Source organism: Streptococcus sp. KCJ4932, from assembly GCF_004352745.1.
GTDB lineage: Bacteria > Bacillota > Bacilli > Lactobacillales > Streptococcaceae > Streptococcus > Streptococcus ruminicola.
In genome coordinates this window covers 60,726-83,050 of the sequence record NZ_SJWW01000010.1, presented here as the reverse complement: position 1 = coordinate 83,050, position 22,325 = coordinate 60,726, and the positions used below count along the sequence as shown (strand labels likewise).

General features: G+C 39.4%; 21 protein-coding genes, 1 tRNA gene and 1 rRNA gene. 22 read left to right on the top strand and 1 reads right to left on the bottom strand.

Annotated elements, in window-relative coordinates; genetic code table 11:
• Positions 1–10: 10 nt before the first annotated feature.
• The 6 genes from rrf to E0E02_RS05835 all read left to right on the top strand — a co-directional run bounded on the left by rrf (position 11) and on the right by E0E02_RS05835 (position 3,280).
• Positions 11–126 (top strand): 5S ribosomal RNA (gene rrf / locus E0E02_RS05860).
• Between the two features lie 5 nt (positions 127–131).
• A tRNA-Asn gene (locus E0E02_RS05855) sits at positions 132–205 on the top strand.
• A gap of 184 nt (positions 206–389) precedes the next feature.
• Complete coding sequence (gene ispE / locus E0E02_RS05850; protein WP_039697348.1) at positions 390–1,238, top strand: 4-(cytidine 5'-diphospho)-2-C-methyl-D-erythritol kinase; 849 nt, start codon at positions 390–392, stop codon at positions 1,236–1,238.
• An 80-nt stretch (positions 1,239–1,318) separates the two neighbouring features.
• On the top strand, positions 1,319–1,765 hold the full coding sequence (locus tag E0E02_RS05845; RefSeq protein WP_039697349.1) for a zinc-dependent MarR family transcriptional regulator: 447 nt from the start codon (positions 1,319–1,321) through the stop codon (positions 1,763–1,765).
• Positions 1,762–2,472: a metal ABC transporter ATP-binding protein gene (locus E0E02_RS05840; RefSeq protein ID WP_074603309.1), complete on the top strand. Its 711-nt coding sequence runs from the start codon at positions 1,762–1,764 to the stop codon at positions 2,470–2,472. Before E0E02_RS05845 ends, E0E02_RS05840 begins: the two co-directional genes overlap by 4 nt.
• A complete protein-coding gene (locus E0E02_RS05835; RefSeq protein ID WP_020915966.1) occupies positions 2,462–3,280 on the top strand; it encodes a metal ABC transporter permease in 819 nt (272 codons plus the stop codon). The genes E0E02_RS05840 and E0E02_RS05835 overlap by 11 nt, the downstream gene beginning before the upstream one ends.
• A 75-nt stretch (positions 3,281–3,355) precedes the next feature.
• Here the strand turns inward: E0E02_RS05835 and tyrS are convergent, their stop codons facing one another.
• Positions 3,356–4,612 carry a tyrosine--tRNA ligase gene (tyrS, locus tag E0E02_RS05830; RefSeq protein WP_133018095.1) on the bottom strand — a complete coding sequence of 419 codons (1,257 nt, stop codon included), beginning with the start codon at positions 4,610–4,612 and terminating at the stop codon, positions 3,356–3,358.
• A 161-nt stretch (positions 4,613–4,773) separates the two neighbouring features.
• Between tyrS and pbp1b the strand changes: the two genes are divergently transcribed.
• From pbp1b to E0E02_RS05750, 16 genes are all read left to right on the top strand, one after another.
• Positions 4,774–7,095 (top strand): penicillin-binding protein PBP1B, encoded by a 2,322-nt coding sequence (pbp1b, locus tag E0E02_RS05825; protein ID WP_133018094.1) that lies wholly within the window; start codon positions 4,774–4,776, stop codon positions 7,093–7,095.
• A gap of 342 nt (positions 7,096–7,437) precedes the next feature.
• A complete protein-coding gene (gene rpoB, locus E0E02_RS05820) occupies positions 7,438–11,007 on the top strand; it encodes a DNA-directed RNA polymerase subunit beta (protein WP_039697354.1) in 3,570 nt (1,189 codons plus the stop codon).
• A gap of 178 nt (positions 11,008–11,185) precedes the next feature.
• Positions 11,186–14,824 carry a DNA-directed RNA polymerase subunit beta' gene (gene rpoC, locus E0E02_RS05815; RefSeq protein WP_133018093.1) on the top strand — a complete coding sequence of 1,213 codons (3,639 nt, stop codon included), beginning with the start codon at positions 11,186–11,188 and terminating at the stop codon, positions 14,822–14,824.
• Positions 14,825–14,979: 155 nt separating this feature from the next.
• Positions 14,980–15,348: a DUF1033 family protein gene (locus E0E02_RS05810; RefSeq protein ID WP_074564836.1), complete on the top strand. Its 369-nt coding sequence runs from the start codon at positions 14,980–14,982 to the stop codon at positions 15,346–15,348.
• A gap of 71 nt (positions 15,349–15,419) precedes the next feature.
• Positions 15,420–16,361 carry a competence type IV pilus ATPase ComGA gene (comGA, locus tag E0E02_RS05805; protein ID WP_133018092.1) on the top strand — a complete coding sequence of 314 codons (942 nt, stop codon included), beginning with the start codon at positions 15,420–15,422 and terminating at the stop codon, positions 16,359–16,361.
• Positions 16,285–17,328: a competence type IV pilus assembly protein ComGB gene (gene comGB, locus E0E02_RS05800; protein ID WP_206282021.1), complete on the top strand. Its 1,044-nt coding sequence runs from the start codon at positions 16,285–16,287 to the stop codon at positions 17,326–17,328. Before comGA ends, comGB begins: the two co-directional genes overlap by 77 nt.
• Positions 17,328–17,621, top strand: a complete 294-nt coding sequence (comGC, locus tag E0E02_RS05795; protein WP_074564841.1) for a competence type IV pilus major pilin ComGC — start codon at positions 17,328–17,330, stop codon at positions 17,619–17,621. The genes comGB and comGC overlap by 1 nt, the downstream gene beginning before the upstream one ends.
• Positions 17,605–18,036, top strand: coding sequence for a competence type IV pilus minor pilin ComGD (gene comGD / locus E0E02_RS05790; protein WP_133018090.1), 432 nt, complete (start codon positions 17,605–17,607; stop codon positions 18,034–18,036). Before comGC ends, comGD begins: the two co-directional genes overlap by 17 nt.
• Positions 17,990–18,283 (top strand): competence type IV pilus minor pilin ComGE, encoded by a 294-nt coding sequence (comGE, locus tag E0E02_RS05785; RefSeq protein ID WP_074564845.1) that lies wholly within the window; start codon positions 17,990–17,992, stop codon positions 18,281–18,283. Before comGD ends, comGE begins: the two co-directional genes overlap by 47 nt.
• The gene (gene comGF, locus E0E02_RS05780; protein WP_133018089.1) at positions 18,267–18,704 is read left to right on the top strand and encodes a competence type IV pilus minor pilin ComGF; all 438 of its coding nucleotides are present in this window, start codon (positions 18,267–18,269) and stop codon (positions 18,702–18,704) included. Before comGE ends, comGF begins: the two co-directional genes overlap by 17 nt.
• Positions 18,676–19,026, top strand: a complete 351-nt coding sequence (gene comGG / locus E0E02_RS05775; protein ID WP_133018088.1) for a competence type IV pilus minor pilin ComGG — start codon at positions 18,676–18,678, stop codon at positions 19,024–19,026. Before comGF ends, comGG begins: the two co-directional genes overlap by 29 nt.
• A gap of 53 nt (positions 19,027–19,079) precedes the next feature.
• Positions 19,080–20,036, top strand: coding sequence for a class I SAM-dependent methyltransferase (locus E0E02_RS05770; RefSeq protein WP_133018087.1), 957 nt, complete (start codon positions 19,080–19,082; stop codon positions 20,034–20,036).
• Between the two features lie 53 nt (positions 20,037–20,089).
• On the top strand, positions 20,090–21,289 hold the full coding sequence (locus E0E02_RS05765; protein WP_074482754.1) for an acetate kinase: 1,200 nt from the start codon (positions 20,090–20,092) through the stop codon (positions 21,287–21,289).
• 159 nt (positions 21,290–21,448) lie between these two features.
• On the top strand, positions 21,449–21,646 hold the full coding sequence (locus tag E0E02_RS05760; protein WP_039697420.1) for a helix-turn-helix transcriptional regulator: 198 nt from the start codon (positions 21,449–21,451) through the stop codon (positions 21,644–21,646).
• Between the two features lie 15 nt (positions 21,647–21,661).
• Complete coding sequence (locus E0E02_RS05755) at positions 21,662–21,862, top strand: hypothetical protein (RefSeq protein ID WP_074965270.1); 201 nt, start codon at positions 21,662–21,664, stop codon at positions 21,860–21,862.
• Entirely contained in the window at positions 21,863–22,318 is a 456-nt protein-coding gene (locus E0E02_RS05750; RefSeq protein ID WP_006531739.1) for a hypothetical protein, read from the top strand.
• Positions 22,319–22,325: the final 7 nt, after the last annotated feature.

The following is a 22,325-nucleotide window of genomic DNA, read 5'->3' as shown; positions in this document are numbered from 1 at the left end:
TCAATCATAGTTAAGTGACGATAGCCTAGGAGATACACCTGTTCCCATGCCGAACACAGAAGTTAAGCCCTAGCACGCCTGATGTAGTTGGGGGTTGCCCCCTGTTAGATATGGTAGTCGCTTAGCATTTATCCGCCATAGCTCAGTTGGTAGTAGCGCATGACTGTTAATCATGATGTCGTAGGTTCGAGTCCTACTGGCGGAGTTTAAAAGCGGTAGACGGAGAGCAACTCAGATGAGTTGCTTTTTTTGTGCATCAATTTGAAAATATAGTATTTTAAAAATAGTTTTCCTGAAAATATGATGTTTTTCATAGAAGGAGACTATTATGGTGTGTTCTTTTCAGAATATTTGTTATAATAGATGTAATATTTTAAAAGGAATGTTTAATGGTTATTATTGAAAAGGCACCTGCTAAGATTAATTTAGGCTTGGATATTGTTGGGAAAAGGCCTGATGGTTATCATGATTTATCAATGGTTATGGTTAGTGTTGATTTGAATGACTATATCACAGTATCTGAGATTTCTGGTTCAGATATTATTGTTGAGTCTAATAATCACAAGATGCCTTTAAATGCTAAAAATGATGTTTTTAAGGCAGCTCAGCTCATTAAGGATAGATATGGCATCAAGTCTGGTGTTAAGATTGAACTGGAGAAAACTATCCCTATCTGTGCTGGTTTGGGCGGCGGGTCAACTGATGCTGCTGCCACTATCAGGGCTTTAAATAAGTTATGGCAACTTAAGTTATCTAAAGAAGAAATGATTGAGATTGGCTTTCAAGTGGGGAGTGATGTGCCTTATTGTTTGGGAGCTGGTTGTGCCTGCATTTCTGGTAAAGGTGAAATTGTTGAGTGTTTAAATACATCTTTGTCTGCTTGGGTTGTTTTGGTTAAGCCTGATTTTGGTGTTTCAACGCGCACGGTTTTTCCTGAGATTGATTGTGAGACAATTTCTCGTGTTGATATTGATTCTTTAAAGGAAGCTGTTTTGGCTAATGATTATGAACAGATTATTGCTCATATGGGGAATTCTTTAGAGGATATTACGATTAAGCGCAAGCCATTTATCCAAAAAATAAAAGATCGTATGATGAAGTGTGGGGCTGATGCTGCTTTAATGACAGGAAGTGGTCCGACAGTTTTTGGTTTGTGTCGCTCAGAGAAAAAAGCAGATCGTTTGGTTAATAGTATGCGAGGCTTCTGTAAAGAAGTTTACAAAGTACGGATATTGTGAAGAAAGGGAATCAGGTAATTGATTCTTCTTTTTCTTTTTGATATAATTAACTGGTTAATGAAGTGAGAGGAGTGTTGATAATGCAGCTAGAAAAACAAATTGATTGTCTAGTAAATGAAATTTTATTAAAAGCCGAAAATCAGCACGAGTTATTATTTGGTGCTTGTCAAAGTGGTGTTGAATTAACCAATACACAAGAACATATTCTGATGCTCTTGTCGCAAGAACGCTTGACTAATTCAGCCTTGGCAAAACGTTTGAATATTAGCCAAGCAGCTGTTACGAAAGCTATTAAGTGTTTGGTCAAAGAGGGAATGCTTGCTCCTGTGAAAAATAAGGATGATGCCCGTGTGACTTATTTTGAATTGACTGAGCTTGCTAAACCTGTCGCAGATGAACATACTCACCACCATCATGCGACATTGTCAGTGTATAAAAAAATGATTGATGATTTTTCAGATGAAGAACAGTCTGTTATTTCAAGATTTTTGACTGCTTTTTCAGATGAGCTAGAAGGGTGTAAATGAGATATATTACTGTAGAAGATTTATCTTTCCAATATGATAGTGAGCCTGTATTGGAAGGAATTAATTACCATTTAGATAGTGGTGAGTTTGTTACTTTAACTGGTGAAAATGGAGCAGCAAAATCAACTTTGGTTAAGGCGACGCTTGGTATTTTGACACCAAAGAGTGGTCAAGTGACAATCTCTAAAATAAATAAAGATGGCAAGAAGCTCCGTATTGCCTATTTGCCACAGCAGATTGCTAGTTTTAATGCTGGTTTTCCGTCAACGGTTCATGAATTCGTCCGTTCTGGTCGATATCCTCGAAATGGTTGGTTTCGTCGTTTGACTAAGCATGACGAAGAACACGTTAAGGTTAGTCTAGAATCAGTTGGTATGTGGGAAAATCGTAATAAGCGCATTGGTAGCTTATCTGGAGGTCAAAAACAACGTATTGTGATTGCGCGTATTTTTGCTTCAGATCCTGATATTTTTATTTTAGATGAACCAACAACTGGTATGGATGCTGGAACAACTGAAAGGTTTTACGAATTGATGCACCACAGTGCACATACACACGGAAAATCCGTTTTGATGATTACGCATGATCCAGATGAGGTGAAACGTTATGCTGATCGTAACATTCACTTGGTTCGTAGTCAAAAGACACCTTGGCATTGCTTCGATCTTCATGCTTTAACAAAGAAAGGAGCTAAGAATGCTGACTGAGATTTTTTCATATGATTTTATGCAACGCGCCATTATGGCAGTAGTTGCGATTAGTATTTTTGCTCCGATTTTGGGAATTTTCCTAATCCTACGTCATCAGAGTTTGATGAGCGATACGCTTAGTCACGTTTCTCTAGCTGGTGTAGCTTTAGGAATTTTGCTTGGCAAATCGACAACCTGGTCAACGGTCATTGTGGTGACGATTGCAGCTGTTGTTTTAGAATATTTGCAGACGGTTTATAAGCACTATATTGAAATTTCTACGGCGATTCTGATGTCGCTTGGTTTAGCGGTTGCCTTGATTGTAACAAGTAAGTCAGAGAATGCTGGTAGTGTGAATTTGGAACAGTATTTATTCGGTTCGATTGTGACGATTAATATGGGTCAAGTCATTGCTTTGTTTGTGATTGCAGTTATTGTTTTGATTTTGACTTTATTATTTATCAGACCGATGTATGTTCTAACATTTGATGAGGAAACAGCTTTTGTTGATGGCTTGCCAGTTCGTTTGATGTCATTGTTATTCAATATTGTGACTGGGATTGCAATAGCTTTGACGATTCCGGCAGCAGGAGCTCTGCTGGTGTCAACGATTATGGTTTTACCAGCAAGTATCGCTATGAGGCTTGGGAAAAACTTTAGATCAGTGATTTTCATTGGTGTTTTAGTTGGTTTTATTGGAATGGTAACTGGTATTATCACATCGTATTATTGGGAAACACCAGCAAGCGCAACGATTACAATTATCTTTGTGGCAATTTTCCTTTTGGTGAATTTGTTTAATGTGGTAAGTCGTCGTAATAGTTAAAAAAGAGAGGAACTTCCTCTCTTTTTTGATGGCATAAAAAAACAGATGCTTTAAGCATCTGTTAATGATTTTAAATTAGTAAGTCAATACGAAGTATTTTTTCTTACCGCGACGGATAACAGTAAGTTCGTTATCGATTTTATCGTCATCAGAAAGTGTGTAGTCCAAATCTTGAACACGTTCACCGTTGATGTAGATAGCACCATTTTGAACGTCTTCACGTGCTTGACGTTTTGATGGTGAGATTTTAGCAGCAACAAGCATTTCAACGATGTTGCGGTTATCATCATCTTGAACAGCGTAGTTAGGAACGTTGTTAAGACCTTGTTTCAATTCTTTTGCTGAAAGGCTCTTGATGTTTCCAGCGAAAAGTTGTTCAGTGATTTTAAGAGCTTCTTTGTAAGCTTCTTCACCGTGAACAAGTGTGACAACTTCACGTGCTAGGACTTTTTGTGCCAAACGTTCGTGACGTGCAGCGTTAAATTCTTTTTCGATTTCAGCGATTTCATCTAGTGAAAGGAATGTGAAGATTTTCAAGAAGCGAACAGCATCGTCGTCCATAACGTTGAGCCAGAATTGGTACATTTCGTATGGAGATGTTTTATCAGCATCAAGCCAAACCGCATTTCCTTCAGATTTACCGAATTTTTTACCTGTAGCGTCAGTGATAAGTGGCACTGTCATCACGTGGCCAGTTTTATCAGCTTTACGACGAAGAAGTTCTGTACCAGCAGTCATATTACCCCATTGGTCAGAACCACCAATTTGCAAAGTAACGTTGTATTTGTCGTTTAATTCGTAGAAGTCGTAACCTTGCATGATTTGGTAGGCAAACTCAGTGTATGAGATACCTGTTTCAATACGTTTTTTAACTGATTCTTTACTCATCATTGCATTGACAGTAAAGTATTTACCGACATCACGTAGGAAGTCGATGAAGCTAATGTTACCAAACCAGTCATAGTTGTTAACCATAACGGCTTTGTTGTCGCCATTTTCGAAATCAAGGAAACGTGACAATTGATTTTGAATTTTAACAACCCATCCATCAACAGTTTCTTTTGTTTGAAGACTGCGTTCAGCGTCTTTAAATGATGGGTCACCGATAAGTCCTGTAGCTCCTCCAACAAGAGCATATGGTTTATGTCCTGCCATTTGAAGGCGACGTGATGTTAGAATGGCAACCAAGTGACCAAGGTGAAGACTATCAGCTGTAGGATCATAACCAGTATAATAGGATACTTGCCCTTCTGTTAATGCTTTGACAAGGGCTTCTTCATCAGTTGTTTGAAAAACTAAGCCACGTTCTTTGAGTTCTTCGAATATGTTCACGAGCTTTCTCCTTACTTAAAATTTTGAGGGTGATATTTGTGTCTTCTAGCTGGGCTAGATTTTCCCTCAATGATATTGTAGTTTACAGGCTATTATATCAAAAAGCGGTGCCTCTATGCAAGCTTTATCAAAGTTTGGTATAATATTATCGAGGTATTAGAATGAGTAAGAGAAATAAAAATAAGAAAAAAGCAGATCATCAGAAGCTTGGCTTACTTGATTTTGGATCAGTCTTTTTGAGGACAGTTAAGTTGTTAACCGACTTTTTTTATATCATTGTCATCTTGTTTGTCATGTTGGGAGTCGGTCTAGCTTTTGGTTATCTTGCTAGTCAGATAGATGCAGTTAAAATCCCTGATAAGGAGAGCTTGGTCAGTCAGGTGACTTCCTTGACGCGCGTGTCACAGATGTCTTATTCTGATGGCAGTTCGATTGCTGCCATTGATACGGACTTGCTACGTACACCAGTTGCTAGCGAAGCTATTTCAGAAAATATCAAACATGCCATTGTAGCAACTGAGGATGAAAATTTTGAAGGGCATGATGGTGTGGTTCCTAAGGCGGTTTTCCGTGCAACTTTGGGATCTGTTCTTGGCCTAGGTGAAACTAGTGGTGGGTCAACGTTGACGCAACAGTTAATCAAGCAACAGGTCTTAGGTGACGATCCAACCTTTAAACGTAAATCACGTGAAATTATCTATGCGTTGGCTTTGGAACGTTATTTGAATAAAGATGAGATTTTGACCGATTACCTGAATGTGTCACCTTTTGGACGTAACAATAAGGGTGAAAATATTGCTGGGATTGAAGAGGCTGCTCAAGGAATCTTTGGGGTGTCTGCAAGTGATTTGACGATTCCACAAGCTGCATTTTTAGCTGGTTTGCCACAAAGTCCAATTGTTTATTCGCCTTATACAGCTGCTGGTCAGCTAAAAGATGCGGAAAATATGGCTTATGGTCTTTCTCGTCAACAAGATGTTCTTTACAACATGTACCGCGCAGGCTATTTGACAAAAGATGAGTACAATGAGTATAAGTCATACGATGTTAGTCAAGACTTTATTCAACCAGCATCTGCAACGACAAGTTCTCACGATTTCCTTTACTATTCTGTCTTAGAAGAAGCACAAGATATCATGTATGATTACTTGATTGAGAAAAATGGTGTTTCTGAACAAGAATTGAAAAACGATACAACGAAAGAATCTTACCGCAAATTAGCTTCAGAAACCTTGCAACAAGGTGGCTACACGGTCAAGACAACAATTGATAAGAATGTCTACAATGCCATGCAAAATGCTGTAGCGCAGCATGGTGGCACACTGGATCAAGGAAGTTCTCAACAAGTTGATGTTGGGAATGTCTTGATGGATAATTCTACTGGTGCGATTTTAGGATTTATCGGTGGCAGGGATTATTCAACCAACCAAAATAACCATGCTTTTGATACCGCCCGTTCACCTGGTTCAAGTATCAAACCGATTATCGCTTACGGTATTGCTATTGATCAAGGGCTTCTTGGCAGTGCAAGTATTCTTTCTAATTACCCAACGAATTTCTCAAGTGGTCAACCAATCATGCACGGTAACGACGTCGGAACTGGCATGATTAACCTTCAAGAAGCACTTAATATATCATGGAATATTCCAGCTTATTGGACTTATCAGATGTTGCTCAATCACAATGTTGATATTGAGTCTTACATGAAGAAAATGAATTATAGCGTTGACAACTACGCGATTGAAAGTCTGCCTTTAGGTGGTGGTATTGAAACAACCGTTCTTCAACAAGTAAATGCTTATCAAATGATTTCGAACGGTGGTGTTTACATGAAAGGATACTTGGTTGATAGCATCACTGATAATAAAGGTAATGTCATTTACCAACACAAGGCAAATCCAGTTCGTGTCTTCTCAGAAGCAACAGCTAGTATTTTAAATCAGTTGTTGAAAGATGTTGTTAAAGGTGGCGCAACTACTGAGTTCTACAAAGATTTACAAGCTTTGAATGGTCAAGCAGCGCAAGCAGATTGGTCAGGAAAAACAGGTACAACCGACAATTATACGGATGTTTGGTTGATGCTTTCAACACCAAAAGTGACACTTGGTGGCTGGGCAGGTAATGATGATAATACTTCTCTAGACTCAATGGCTGGTTACAAATACAACGCTCAGTATATGGCTGATTTGGTTAATAGCATTTATAATGCTAATGCGAATACATTTGGAACAGACAAATACAACTTGTCTTCAAATGTGATTAAGTCAACGGTTCTAAAAGCAACTGGTTTGCAGCCTGGTACGGTAACGGTAAATGGTCGCTCGCTTAATGTTAGCGGCGAGACAACAACAAGTTATTGGGCTAAGACTGGCGCTGGTAATATGACCTATAAATTTGCTATCGGTGGAACAGATAGTGACTACACGAAAGCATGGGATGCATTGCTTCATAATCCGGCAATTAAAACCAACAGCAGTAACTAAAAATACTTGCAAAAATTGAAAAAATAAGGTATAATATTAACAACTATTTGTCGTCTGCTTTAGTTGAAATATTGTCCAACTAAGGTTTGCAGCAGTTAAATCACACTTTTTATGGTCAGATTTAGCTGCTCTTTTTGTGCCTAATTTTAGAAAAAATGCGGTTTGTAACCTATATTTAAAGTTTCTAAAAATTCACATCAACGACACACTTGGCGGGGTGTTTTAAGCATCCTAACTATAAAGGTCAAAATGAAAAAGTAATGATTGTTCTCGTCGTATGAAGAGAATTGTGGTTATGATGGAGTTTATAGACCTCTGTATTTTAATGAAGGAGTAAAAAACTTGGCAGGACATGAAGTTCAGTACGGGAAACACCGTACACGTCGTAGCTTTTCAAGAATCAAGGAAGTTCTTGATTTACCTAACTTGATTGAAATTCAAACGGATTCTTTTAAAGACTTCTTGGATAACGGATTAAGAGAAGTTTTTGAAGATGTACTTCCAATTACAAACTTTACGGATACTATGGAACTTGAATTTGTTGGTTACGAATTGAAAGAGCCTAAGTATACGCTTGAAGAAGCTCGTATCCACGATGCATCTTACTCAGCACCTATTTTTGTAACCTTCCGTTTGATTAACAAAGAAACAGGAGAAATCAAAACTCAAGAAGTTTTCTTCGGTGATTTCCCAATTATGACTGAAATGGGTACATTCATCATCAACGGTGGTGAACGTATTATCGTTTCTCAGTTGGTTCGTTCTCCTGGTGTTTATTTCAACGATAAAGTTGATAAAAACGGTAAAGTTGGTTACGGTTCAACTGTAATCCCTAACCGTGGAGCATGGCTTGAATTAGAAACAGATTCAAAAGACATTGCTTACACGCGTATCGACCGTACACGTAAAATTCCATTTACAACACTTGTACGTGCTCTTGGTTTCTCAGGTGATGATGAAATCATGGATATCTTTGGTGACAGCGAACTTGTTCGTAACACTATCGAAAAAGATATTCACAAAAACCCAGCAGATTCACGTACTGACGAAGCACTTAAAGAAATTTACGAACGTCTTCGTCCAGGTGAACCAAAAACAGCTGATAGCTCACGTAGCTTGCTTGTAGCTCGTTTCTTTGACCCACGTCGTTATGACTTGGCAGCTGTTGGTCGTTACAAAATCAACAAAAAACTTAACATCAAGACTCGTCTCTTGAACCAAACAATTGCTGAAAACTTGGTTGATGCTGAAACAGGTGAAATCCTTGTTGAAGCTGGTACAGTAATGACACGTGATGTTATCGATTCAATTGCTGATCAATTGGATGGTGACCTTAACAAATTTGTTTACACACCAAACGATTACGCTGTTGTCACTGAACCTGTTGTTCTTCAAAAATTCAAAGTTGTATCACCAGTTGATCCAGACCGCGTTGTTACAATCGTTGGTAATGCAAATCCTGATGACAAAGCACGTGCGCTTACACCAGCTGATATCTTGGCTGAAATGTCATACTTCCTTAACCTTGCTGAAGGTCTAGGTAAAGTTGATGATATCGACCACTTGGGTAACCGTCGTATCCGTGCCGTTGGTGAATTGCTTGCTAACCAATTCCGTATCGGTCTTGCTCGTATGGAACGTAACGTTCGCGAACGTATGTCAGTACAAGATAACGAAGTGTTGACACCACAACAAATCATCAACATCCGTCCTGTAACTGCAGCCGTTAAAGAATTCTTCGGTTCTTCTCAATTGTCACAGTTCATGGACCAACACAACCCACTTTCTGAGTTGTCTCACAAACGTCGTTTGTCAGCCTTAGGACCTGGTGGTTTGACTCGTGACCGTGCTGGTTATGAAGTTCGTGACGTGCACTACACTCACTATGGTCGTATGTGTCCGATTGAAACTCCTGAAGGACCTAACATCGGTTTGATCAATAACTTGTCAACATACGGACACCTTAACAAATATGGTTTCATCCAAACACCATATCGTAAAGTTGACCGCGCTACAGGTGTGGTTACAAACGAAATCGTTTGGTTGACTGCCGATGAAGAAGATGAATACACAGTAGCACAGGCTAACTCAAAGCTTAACGAAGACGGAACATTTGCTGAAGACATCGTTATGGGTCGTCACCAAGGTAATAACCAAGAGTTCCCATCAAACATCGTTGACTTCGTTGACGTTTCACCTAAACAAGTAGTTGCCGTTGCGACAGCATGTATTCCTTTCCTTGAAAACGATGACTCTAACCGTGCCCTCATGGGTGCCAACATGCAACGTCAAGCGGTGCCATTGATCGATCCACACGCACCATATGTTGGTACTGGTATGGAATATCAAGCAGCCCACGATTCAGGTGCTGCTGTCATCGCTAAACACGATGGACGAGTTGTCTTCTCTGACGCTGAAAAAGTTGAAGTTCGTCGTGAAGATGGTTCACTTGATGTTTACCACATCACTAAATTCCGTCGTTCTAACTCAGGTACAGCTTATAACCAACACACACTTGTTAAAGTTGGCGATATCGTTGAAAAAGGTGACTTCATCGCTGATGGTCCTTCAATGGAAAAAGGTGAAATGGCCCTTGGTCAAAACCCAATCGTCGCTTACATGACTTGGGATGGTTATAACTATGAAGATGCCATCATCTTGAGTGAACGTCTTGTTAAAGAAGATGTTTATACATCAGTTCACTTGGAAGAATTTGAATCAGAAACACGTGATACTAAGTTAGGCCCTGAAGAAATCACTCGCGAAATTCCAAACGTTGGTGAAGAAGCTCTTAAAGACCTTGACGAAATGGGTATCATCCGTATTGGTGCTGAAGTTAAAGAAGGTGACATCCTTGTAGGTAAAGTAACACCTAAAGGTGAAAAAGACCTTTCTGCTGAAGAACGTCTTCTTCACGCAATCTTCGGTGATAAATCTCGTGAAGTTCGTGATACATCACTTCGTGTACCACACGGTGGAGATGGTGTCGTTCGTGACGTTAAAATCTTTACACGTGCAAACGGTGATGAATTGCAATCAGGTGTTAACATGCTCGTTCGTGTTTACATCGCACAAAAACGTAAAATCAAAGTCGGAGATAAAATGGCCGGTCGTCACGGTAACAAGGGGGTTGTTTCTCGTGTTGTTCCAGTTGAAGACATGCCTTACCTTCCAGACGGAACTCCAGTCGATATTATGTTGAACCCACTTGGGGTGCCATCTCGTATGAACATCGGACAAGTTATGGAACTTCACCTTGGTATGGCTGCTCGTAACCTTGGTATCCACATTGCAACACCGGTCTTCGACGGGGCAACTTCAGAAGATCTTTGGGATACTGTTAACGAAGCTGGTATGGCTAGCGACGCTAAGACAGTTCTTTACGATGGACGTACTGGTGAACCATTTGATAACCGTGTGTCAGTTGGTGTCATGTACATGATCAAACTTCACCACATGGTTGATGATAAACTTCACGCACGTTCAGTTGGTCCTTACTCACTCGTTACACAACAACCTCTTGGTGGTAAAGCACAATTTGGTGGACAACGTTTCGGTGAAATGGAAGTTTGGGCTTTGGAAGCTTATGGTGCATCAAACGTCCTTCAAGAAATCTTGACTTACAAGTCAGATGATGTGACTGGTCGTCTTAAAGCTTATGAAGCCATCACTAAAGGTAAACCAATTCCAAAACCAGGTGTGCCAGAATCATTCCGAGTACTTGTTAAAGAATTGCAATCACTTGGTCTTGACATGCGCGTGCTTGACGAAGATGACAACGAAGTTGAACTTCGTGACCTTGATGAAGGTGAAGATGACGACGTAATGCACGTTGATGATCTTGAAAAAGCTCGTCAAAAACAAGAAACAGAAGAAGCTGAAAAAGCTGAAGTTTCTGCAGAAGAAAAATAATAATAGGAAAGAACAATTTGGGCATAAGAGTTGCAAGTAAATTTTGCTTCTCTTAGTCGGATTGTTTGGATAAGTCCTATAACGATAAATGATGTCTTACAGTCAATGATTTGTAAGTCATGACAGTTAGAAAGTAGCTCAGCTATTTTCAAAAGTACAATAAAGAAAGGTAAAACTAGTGGTTGACGTAAATCGTTTTAAAAGTATGCAAATCACATTAGCCTCACCAAGTAAGGTCCGTTCATGGTCTTATGGTGAAGTTAAAAAACCTGAAACAATCAACTATCGTACGCTCAAACCAGAACGTGAAGGTCTTTTTGATGAAGTTATCTTCGGACCTACAAAAGACTGGGAATGTGCTTGTGGTAAATATAAACGTATTCGTTATAAAGGAATTGTTTGTGACCGCTGTGGTGTTGAAGTAACACGTGCTAAAGTTCGTCGTGAACGTATGGGTCACATCGAATTGAAAGCTCCAGTATCACACATTTGGTACTTCAAAGGTATTCCATCACGTATGGGACTTACTTTGGACATGAGCCCACGTGCACTTGAAGAAGTTATCTACTTCGCAGCTTACGTGGTTATCGATCCAAAAGATACTCCGCTTGAACCAAAATCACTTTTGACAGAACGCGAATACCGTGAAAAAATCCAAGAATATGGACAAGGTTCATTCGTAGCGAAAATGGGTGCGGAAGCTATCCAAGATCTTCTTAAACGCGTTGATTTGAAATCTGAAATCGCTGAACTTAAAGAAGAATTGAAAACAGCAACTGGTCAAAAACGTATCAAAGCTGTTCGTCGTTTGGATGTTCTTGATGCCTTCTACAAATCTGGTAACAAACCAGAATGGATGGTACTTAACATCTTGCCAGTTATTCCACCAGATCTTCGTCCAATGGTTCAATTGGATGGTGGACGTTTTGCTGCATCTGACTTGAATGACCTTTACCGTCGTGTTATCAACCGTAACAACCGTTTGGCTCGTTTGCTTGAATTGAATGCCCCTGGTATTATCGTGCAAAACGAAAAACGTATGTTGCAAGAAGCTGTTGATGCACTTATCGATAACGGTCGTCGTGGTCGTCCAATTACAGGTCCTGGTAGCCGTCCTCTTAAATCTTTGAGCCACATGCTTAAAGGTAAACAAGGTCGTTTCCGTCAAAACTTGCTTGGTAAACGTGTTGACTTCTCTGGACGTTCAGTTATCGCCGTAGGTCCAACACTTAAAATGTATCAATGTGGTGTGCCACGTGAAATGGCTATCGAATTGTTCAAACCATTCGTAATGCGCGAAATCGTTGCACGTGACTACGCTGGTAACGTTAAAGCTGCTAAACGCATGGTTGAACGTGGAGATGAACGTATTTGGGATATTCTTGAAGATGTTATTAAAGAACACCCAGTACTTCTTAACCGCGCACCGACTCTTCACCGTTTGGGTATCCAAGCCTTTGAACCAGTCCTTATCGATGGTAAAGCACTTCGTCTTCACCCACTTGTTTGTGAAGCCTACAATGCCGACTTCGATGGTGACCAAATGGCCATCCACGTACCACTTTCTGAAGAAGCTCAAGCAGAAGCACGTCTTCTTATGCTTGCCGCAGAACACATCCTTAACCCTAAAGATGGTAAACCAGTCGTAACTCCATCTCAAGATATGGTTCTTGGTAACTACTACCTAACTATGGAAGAACCAGGTCGTGAAGGTGAAGGAATGGTCTTCAAAGACCGTGATGAAGCAGTTATGGCATACCGCAATGGTTATGTTCACTTGCACACACGTGTTGGTATTACAGTTGATAGCATGCCAAACAAACCATGGACTGATGAACAAAAACACAAAATCATGGTTACAACTGTTGGTAAGATCCTCTTTAACGACATCATGCCTGATGATCTACCTTACCTTCAAGAACCAAACAATGCTAACTTGACTGAAAAAACTCCAGATAAATACTTCTTGGCACCTGGTCAAGATATCCACACTGTTATCGACAGCTTGGACATCAACGTTCCATTCAAGAAGAAAAATCTTGGTAACATTATCGCGGAAATCTTTAAACGTTTCCGTACAACAGAAACATCAGCCTTCCTTGACCGCTTGAAAGACCTTGGTTACTATCATTCAACTCTTGCTGGTTTGACAGTGGGTATCGCCGATATCCCAGTTATCGATAACAAACAAGAAATTATCGATGCAGCCCACACGAAAGTTGAACAAATTAACAAAGCCTTCCGTCGTGGTTTGATGACTGATGATGACCGTTATGTTGCTGTTACAACAACATGGCGTGAAGCTAAAGAAGAACTTGAACAACGTCTGATCGAGACACAAGATCCTAAGAACCCAATCGTTATGATGATGGACTCAGGAGCTCGTGGTAACATCTCTAACTTCTCACAACTTGCCGGTATGCGTGGTTTGATGGCTGCTCCGAACGGACGTATCATGGAATTGCCTATCTTGTCTAACTTCCGTGAAGGTTTGTCTGTCTTGGAAATGTTCTTCTCAACTCACGGTGCTCGTAAAGGTATGACCGATACAGCCCTTAAGACTGCCGACTCTGGTTACCTTACTCGTCGTTTGGTTGACGTTGCCCAAGACGTTATCATTCGTGAAGACGATTGTGGAACTGACCGTGGTCTTGTTATCCGTGCAATCACTGACGGTAAAGAAGTTACAGAAACTCTTGAAGAACGTCTTGTTGGTCGTTATACTAAGAAATCTGTTAAACACCCTGAAACTGGTGAAGTTATCGTTGGTGCTGATGTATTGATTACTGAAGATATGGCAGCTGAAATCGTTAAAGCTGGTGTTGAAGAAGTAACAATCCGTTCAGTATTTACATGTAACACTCGTCATGGTGTATGTCGTCACTGTTATGGTGTCAACCTTGCTACAGGTGATGCGGTTGAAGTTGGTGAAGCAGTTGGTACAATTGCCGCTCAATCTATCGGTGAACCTGGTACTCAGCTTACAATGCGTACCTTCCACACGGGTGGTGTTGCGTCAAATACCGATATCACACAAGGTCTTCCTCGTATCCAAGAAATCTTTGAAGCTCGTAACCCTAAAGGGGAAGCAGTTATCACTGAAGTTAAAGGTACTGTTGTTGACATCGAAGAAGATGCTTCTACACGTACTAAGAAAGTTTACGTTCAAGGTAAAACTGGTATGGGTGAATACGTGGTACCATTCACAGCTCGTATGAAAGTAGCTGTTGGTGACGAAGTTCACCGTGGTGCACCACTTACTGAAGGTTCTATCCAACCTAAACGTCTCCTTGAAGTTCGTGATACATTATCAGTTGAAACTTACCTTCTTGCCGAAGTACAAAAAGTATACCGTAGCCAAGGGGTAGAAATCGGTGATAAACACGTCGAAGTAATGGTTCGTCAAATGCTTCGTAAAGTTCGTATCATGGATCCAGGTGATACAGATCTTCTTCCAGGTACACTTATGGATATCGCAGACTTCACAGATGCTAACAAAGATGTTGTTATCTCTGGTGGTATTCCTGCAACTGCACGTCCAGTACTTATGGGTATTACTAAAGCTTCGCTTGAAACTAACTCATTCTTGTCAGCTGCATCATTCCAAGAAACAACTCGTGTTCTTACAGATGCTGCTATCCGTGGTAAAAAAGATCACCTTCTTGGTCTTAAAGAAAATGTTATCATCGGTAAAATCATTCCAGCTGGTACAGGTATGGCACGTTACCGTAACCTTGAACCACAAGCTGTTAATGAACTTGAAACAAGTGAAGAAGCTGAAACAGTTGAAGCATCTGCATCAACAGACGCTGAATAATCTGATTTCACATTTGAGTTTAATAAATGAAAAGGCCTGAGTTTATCTCAGGCCTTTTTGTTAAGCTTTTTTAGATGATAATGATTATAAATAAGCAAATATATTTTAAATTAGCTTTAATTCTTATATAATAAAGACCATAAGGAAGTGAAAAAATGTATCAAGTAATCAAAATGTTTGGGGACTGGGAACCCTGGTGGTTTTTGGATGATTGGCAGGATGATATCATCGAAGAACAAACTTTTGAATACTTTGAAGAAGCTGTGTCATTTTACAAATCAGAATGGCAATCGTTAAGAATGAACCTGCCGAGCTGTAAGTGTCATGATAATTTTCAAGCTGCTTTCTGGGATCAAACCGAGAAACGCTGGTGTGAAAATTGTGGTGATTATTTGCAGCAATATCATTCTCTTTTAATCTTAAAGGATGGGCAAGAATTGACTAAAGAGCATTTTGCTTATCATTTTAATGTTCGAAATGACGAACCAAGCCCCAGACCTCAAAATTGCAAATTTAAACCTTAATCATGGAAGTTTTCCATGGTTTTTTTCTTTTTTTGAGATTTTTTTACGAATATAAAAGTGAGGAGGTCAACATGATTCAGGAAAAAGCAAAGCAGCTGATTAAGGATGCTGTTGAAAAGAATGCGCAAGATATTTACATTGTTCCTAAGAAGGAGCACTATGAAATTTATCAACGTGTTGGTGATGAACGTCAGTTTATTCAGGAGCTTGCTAGTGATGAGATGACAAGTGTGATTAGTCACTTTAAATTTGTAGCTGGGATGAATGTTGGTGAGAAACGTCGTAGTCAGCTAGGGTCTTGTGATTATGAATTTGCTGAGGGTGAAGAGATTTCACTGCGTTTATCCACTGTTGGTGATTATCGCGGGCGTGAGAGCCTGGTCATCAGACTTCTTTATTCAGGTCGTCATGATTTGCAATATTGGTTTGATGGGATGAAGAATATTTTAGAGGCGATTGATAGTCGAGGTCTTTATCTTTTTTCCGGGCCGGTAGGGAGTGGAAAGACTACTCTCATGTATCAATTGGTTCGTGAAAAGTTCCCTGATAAGCAGGTCATTACGATAGAAGACCCTGTTGAGATTAAGCAGGACAATATGTTGCAGCTGCAACTTAATGATGAGATTGGCATGACTTATGATAATCTTATCAAGCTCTCGCTTCGTCATAGACCTGATATTTTGATTATTGGTGAGATCCGTGATAGTGAGACAGCGCGTGCGGTTATTAGAGCTAGTCTAACAGGTGTGCTCGTCTTTTCAACCATTCATGCAAAAAGTATTCCAGGTGTTTATGCTAGATTACTGGAGCTGGGGGTTAGTAGACAAGAACTTGAAAATAGTTTACGAGCTATCATTTATCAGCGATTAATTGGCGGTGGAGGTGTTGTGGATTTTGCCAAAGGAGATTTTGAACAGTATCCCCCAACAAGGTGGAATGAGCAAATTGAAAGCCTTGCTAGGGACGGACATATTAGCCTTGAGGAAGCAAAAATCGAAAAAATTGCCCTTTAAAAAACAGCGGAAGGTGATTCAATTATTTAACAATCTCTTTAACAGTGGCTTTAATTTAACAGAAATTGTTTCTTTTTTAAGACGAAGTCAATTGTTGGCAGAAGTTTATGTGGATAGTATGCAAGAATCTTTGCTAAGCGGGGCAAGTTTGGCAGATATGATGGATAAATTAGGCTTTTCAGATACAATTGTCACTCAGATTGCTTTGGCAGATGTTCATGGAAATTGTCAGCAGAGTTTGTTAAAAATTGATGACTACTTGGCCAGTATGTCAGTTGTTCGAAAGAAATTGATTGAAGTGGCGACTTATCCTTTGATTTTGCTCAGCTTTTTAATTCTGATTATGTTGGGCTTGAAAAATTATTTGCTGCCGCAGTTGGAAAATCAAAATTTTGCGACTCAGATTATCAGCCATTTTCCTATGATTATTTTAGGTGGCTTTGCTCTTTTAGCTTTAGGAATTCTGCTTGGGGTTCTGTATGCCAAGCGCTTATCGCCAATTTATCTGTATAGTCAGTTGAGTCGTTTGCCAATCTTTGGGCGGTACGTGCGTCTTTATTTGACCGCCTATTATGCGCGTGAGTGGGGAAATCTTATCGGGCAAGGTATTGAGCTTATGGAGATTGTAGAGCTCATGCAGCGGCAAAAATCACGCCTTTTTCAGGAAATTGGAAAAGACATGCAGGAAGCTTTATTGTCAGGTCAATCTTTTCATCAGAAAGTGCTGGATTACCCTTTCTTTTTGCGTGAACTTAGCTTAATGATTGAATACGGCGAGGTTAAGTCAAAATTAGGTCGTGAGTTAGATATTTATGCCGAAGAGACTTGGCAGAATTTCTTTAGTCAATTGACACAGGCAACGCAGCTGATTCAGCCTTTGGTCTTTGTCTTTGTTGCTTTAATCATCGTTTTAATTTATGTGGCAATGCTTTTGCCAATGTATCAAAATATGGGAGGAAATTTTTAATGAAAAAAATTTGGAAAAAACTACGTAAAAAGTCTGTGGAAGCTTTCACACTTGTGGAGATGTTGATTGTTTTGCTAATCATTGGTGTCTTAATGCTGTTATTTGTGCCAAACTTGAGCAATCAAAAGGATGTTGTGCATGAAAAAGGAGATGCTGCTGTTGTCAAAGTTGTCGAAAGTCAGATGGACCTTTATGAGGTGAAGACAGGCGATAAGGCAAGTGTTGATGATTTAGTAGACATTGGCTACATTACGAAAGAGCAAGCCAAAACCTATAATGAAGCTAAAAAATAAAATTCTTCGCGCCTTTACCCTCATCGAAAGTTTGCTGACCTTAGCAATTTCTTGTTTCATGGTCATCATGCTATCAGGTTCGGTCAATCATATTTTTCAATCGGTCGATGAAACTCTGTTCTTTCTTTCCTTTGAAAATCTTTATCGTGACACACAAAAATTGGCCAGTATTAAGCAGGAAAGTCAAACTTTGCAGATATCGCAAGATGCTATCTCAAATGGGGTCACTAGTGTTAAGATTCCCAAAACTGTATCGGTTGACAAGAATTATCAGCTTGTTTTTGATAAATCAGGGGGCAATTCGTCTCTTGCTAAGATACAGTTTCATACAGAAAATCAAGCCATTAATTATCAATTGTACATAGGAAGTGGTAACTATAAAAAAACAGAAACTAAAAGCGTATATACTCCTTGAGGGGTTGGTAGCACTAGCCTTATTAGCAACGATAACTAGTCTGGTCTTAGGAGAAATGGACCGTAGTCGCACTCAAATGCAAGAGAGTTTGCATCAGCAAGAGGTACTTAATGTAGCGACCATGGCCGCTCAAACAGGACAAGACCATTTGGCTATTAATGGGGTTGAGGTGCGTATGGTTAAGCATGATAATGAGATTTCCATTTATGATGGGCAAAATGAGGTGCTACATGTCACGAAAAATTAGGTTAAGAGCTTTTACCCTTTTAGAGAGCTTAGTGGCTTTGCTGGTTATCTCAGGTTCCATATTGGTTTATCAAGGATTGACTCAAAGCATTTCAAGTAATGTCCATTATTTATCGGCGAATCAAGAGGAAAAATGGTTGCTCTTTTCTCAGCAGCTACGTTCTGAGCTTGCGGGTTGTCAGTTGGATAAAGTTGCTGACAACAAACTCTATGTTAGTAAAGGTAATCAGCAATTGGCTTATGGCTTGTCTAAGGCTGATGATTTTCGAAAAACAAATGCCTCAGGTCAGGGGTATCAGCCCATGCTCTTTGGTGTGACGTCATCAAGCATTAGTCAGGATGGCAATAAGGTGATGATCAAATTGCAATTAGGCAGTGATATGGAGAGATGTTTTGTTTACACTTTTGAGACGACAAGTTAAAGCGGGAATTTTATTATATGCTTTGCTGATGGCGGCTATCTTTGCCCTGCTTTTGCAATTTTATTTGGGGCGCGTGGTTGCAAGTGAGCGTCAGCATCAAGCTCAGATAAAATCAGCCCAAGCTTACCTGATGGCAGAAATGAGTAAAGACTTGGCTGATGAGGAATCAGGACAATGCCAATTTGATAAAGGAACAGTAAGTTATCACTACAAAGACAAACTCTTAGTAGAGACCGTTACGTTAGATAGCAAAGAGGAGTTTCAATACACGTTTTATCTTCCTAAGAAAGAAAAACAAGCACTTGAAAAAGAAAGTCACTAGTGCTTTCTTTTCATTTTCAAGGTTTTTTGATATGATTAGTCTTGGAGGGGAAAATGAATTTTGAAAAAATCGAAACAGCTTATGGGCTGATTCTAGAAAATATACAGTTAATCGAAAATGAGTTGAAAACACACATTTACGATGCACTTATTGAACAAAACTCTTTTTATCTTGGTGCTGAAGGTGCCAATGAAACAGTAGCTGCTAATAATGAAAAACTACGCCAACTTGATTTAACTAAAGAAGAATGGCGTCGTGCTTTTCAGTTTATTTTCATTAAAGCTGCTCAAACAGAAGCACTTCAGGCAAACCACCAATTTACACCTGATGCTATTGGCTTTATCTTAATGTTCCTTATTGAGAATTTGACAGCCTCAAAAGAACTTGATGTTTTAGAAATCGGTAGCGGAACAGGTAACCTTGCACAAACCTTGCTCAATAATTCATCTAAAGACTTGAATTACCTTGGAATTGAAGTTGATGATTTGTTGATTGACTTGTCAGCAAGTATTGCCGAAGTGATGGATTCTAAAGCTCAGTTCATTCAAGAAGATGCTGTGCGCCCACAGATTCTTAAGGAAAGTGACGTCATCATCAGTGACCTTCCAGTCGGCTTCTATCCAAATGATGAGATTGCAAAACGCTACAAAGTAGCAAGTAGTGATGAACACACTTATGCGCATCATTTGTTGATGGAACAATCTCTCAAATATCTCAAAAAAGATGGTATTGCTGTCTTTTTAGCACCGGTTAGTCTTTTGACAAGTAAACAAAGTAATTTGTTAAAGGCATGGTTGAAGGATTACGCTGATGTTATTGCGGTGATTACTTTACCAGAATCTATTTTCGGCAATGCGGCCAATGCTAAGTCAATTTTTGTCTTGAAGAAACAGGCTGAACATACTCCAGAAACATTTGTTTACCCGCTTGCTGACTTGCAAAGTCGCGAAGCTTTAACAGATTTTATTGAGAAATTTAAAAAATGGAATGTTGAAAATATGATTTTTTAAAATAGTTGTGCTAAAATAGAGATATATTATGAAAGCGCTTTAGAGGTAAATTTATGGCGAAAACTATTTCTATTAATGCAGGAAGTTCAAGTCTCAAATGGCAGCTGTACAAGATGCCTGAGGAAGAAGTTATTGCAAAAGGTTTAATCGAACGTATCGGCCTTGCAAACAGTGTTTCTACAGTAAAATTTAATGGTCAGAAGTATTCGGAAACGAAAGATATTCCAGATCATACAGCTGCTGTAAAAATCCTTCTTGATGACTTGATTTCGATGGACATTATTGCTAGTTATGATGAAATAACTGGTGTTGGTCACCGCGTGGTGGCTGGGGGTGATTATTTCAAAGAATCGGCCCTGGTAACCGATAAGGTGATTCAACAGGTTGAAGAATTGTCAATGCTAGCACCGCTTCATAATCCTGGAGCAGCTCTTGGGATTAAAGCGTTTAAGGAAATATTGCCTGATATTACGAGCGTTGTTGTTTTTGATACTGCCTTCCATATGACAATGCCTGAAGTAGCTTACCGTTATCCTATTGCTAATCGTTATTACACTGATTATAAGATTCGTAAATATGGAGCACACGGTACAAGTCATCAGTACGTTGCCCAAGAGGCAGCTAAGGTTTTAGGCAAACCTTTAGAAGACTTGAAATTGATTACTTGTCATATTGGTAATGGAGTCTCTATTACAGCCATTAAAGGTGGTAAATCTGTTGATACTTCAATGGGATTAACTCCACTTGGTGGTACAATGATGGGAACACGTTCAGGAAGTATTGATCCAGGTGTCATTACTTATCTTCTAGAATGTGAGCCAGCGATGGCTGATCCTAAAAAAATTCGTACCATCTTGAATCGTGATTCAGGTTTACTCGGTATTTCGGAAAAATCAAGTGACATGCGTGATATTCTAGCAGGAAAAGCAGAAGGTGATGAAAAATGCCAACTTGCTTATGATATGTATGTTGATCGCTTGAGAAAATATATTGGACAATACTTCGCCGTTTTAAACGGTGCGGATGCTATTGTCTTCACCGCTGGTATCGGTGAAAATTCTAGTGATGTTCGTGCGGATGTCATTTCTGGAATGACTTGGTTTGGTGTCGATGTTGACCCAGCTAAGAATGTTTCAGGTGCTTATGGTGTGATTTCAACGGATCAAGCTCGCGTGAAAGCAGTTGTTATTCCAACGGATGAAGAACTTGTGATTGCGCGTGACGTTGAACGTTTCAAACACCCTACTAATTAGTTATCAAAATATTATGATAAGACCAGAAAAGCTGACCTAAGGGTCAGCTTTTTTGATGCTTTTATAAAAAATGTAAAATAAACTTGACACAAAATGTAAAGCGTACTATACTTTGAATGTAAATCTAACTTTACTAATGAGAACTCATTGGAGGGATAAATGGAAACAAGAATTCAAGAACTCCGAAAAGTAAATAAAGTCAGCCAAGCTGAGCTTGCTGAGGCACTTGGAGTTACCAGACAAACCATTATTTCCTTAGAAAAAGGACGCTACAATGCTTCTTTAGAATTAGCGCATAAAATTGCCAAATATTTTGGCATGACAATTGAGGAAATCTTTATTTTTGATGAAGCGTAAAGGGGAGATGTAGAAATGGAAAAGATTAGAGCTATAGTTGATAGGCAAGAAAGTAGAAAAGAAACTGGAATGTTCTTGTTGTTTTTAGGAGAAAGTTTATTTGTTTTTAGCTACTTCATGAAGATGAGCGATTTTCTTTGTGGGATGGGGCTTGGTATGAGTATGATATTAAATTTACTTGCAGTGATTTTTCTATCAGCAAAGGGAGAGGAGTAAATGATGTTATTAAAAGCTGTTGCTAGCTGGAATCGTAAGAAGAGTTTGGAAGAGTATCGCCGATATTTACTAAGACTTTCCTACTTTATCTTAGCTTTAGCTGGCCTTAGTTTGGTGTTAGCTAGTTTGATAAGAGACAATGATTTTGCGTCAGGATTACTGCTTGGTGGTGGTAGCGCTGGTCTTGTTTTTGCTATTTACTATTGGCTGCTTTCTCGTCAGCCAAAACGCTTGAAGGCTGCTTACATTGCTCTTTATGATGAACGTAATCAGTATATTTTGCGAGTGACTGCTGTATCAACTTTGATTTTTATGTTTCTTGTAAATGTGATGTTGATTGCTTTGTATGCTTTCCTAGGCATTGCCTTTTCTTATGTTATTTTACTGATGATTTGGTTGTATTGTTTGCTTCTAGGATTTTTAGGCTTACGAATTATTTTTTCAAAGATTTTATAATGGGGGG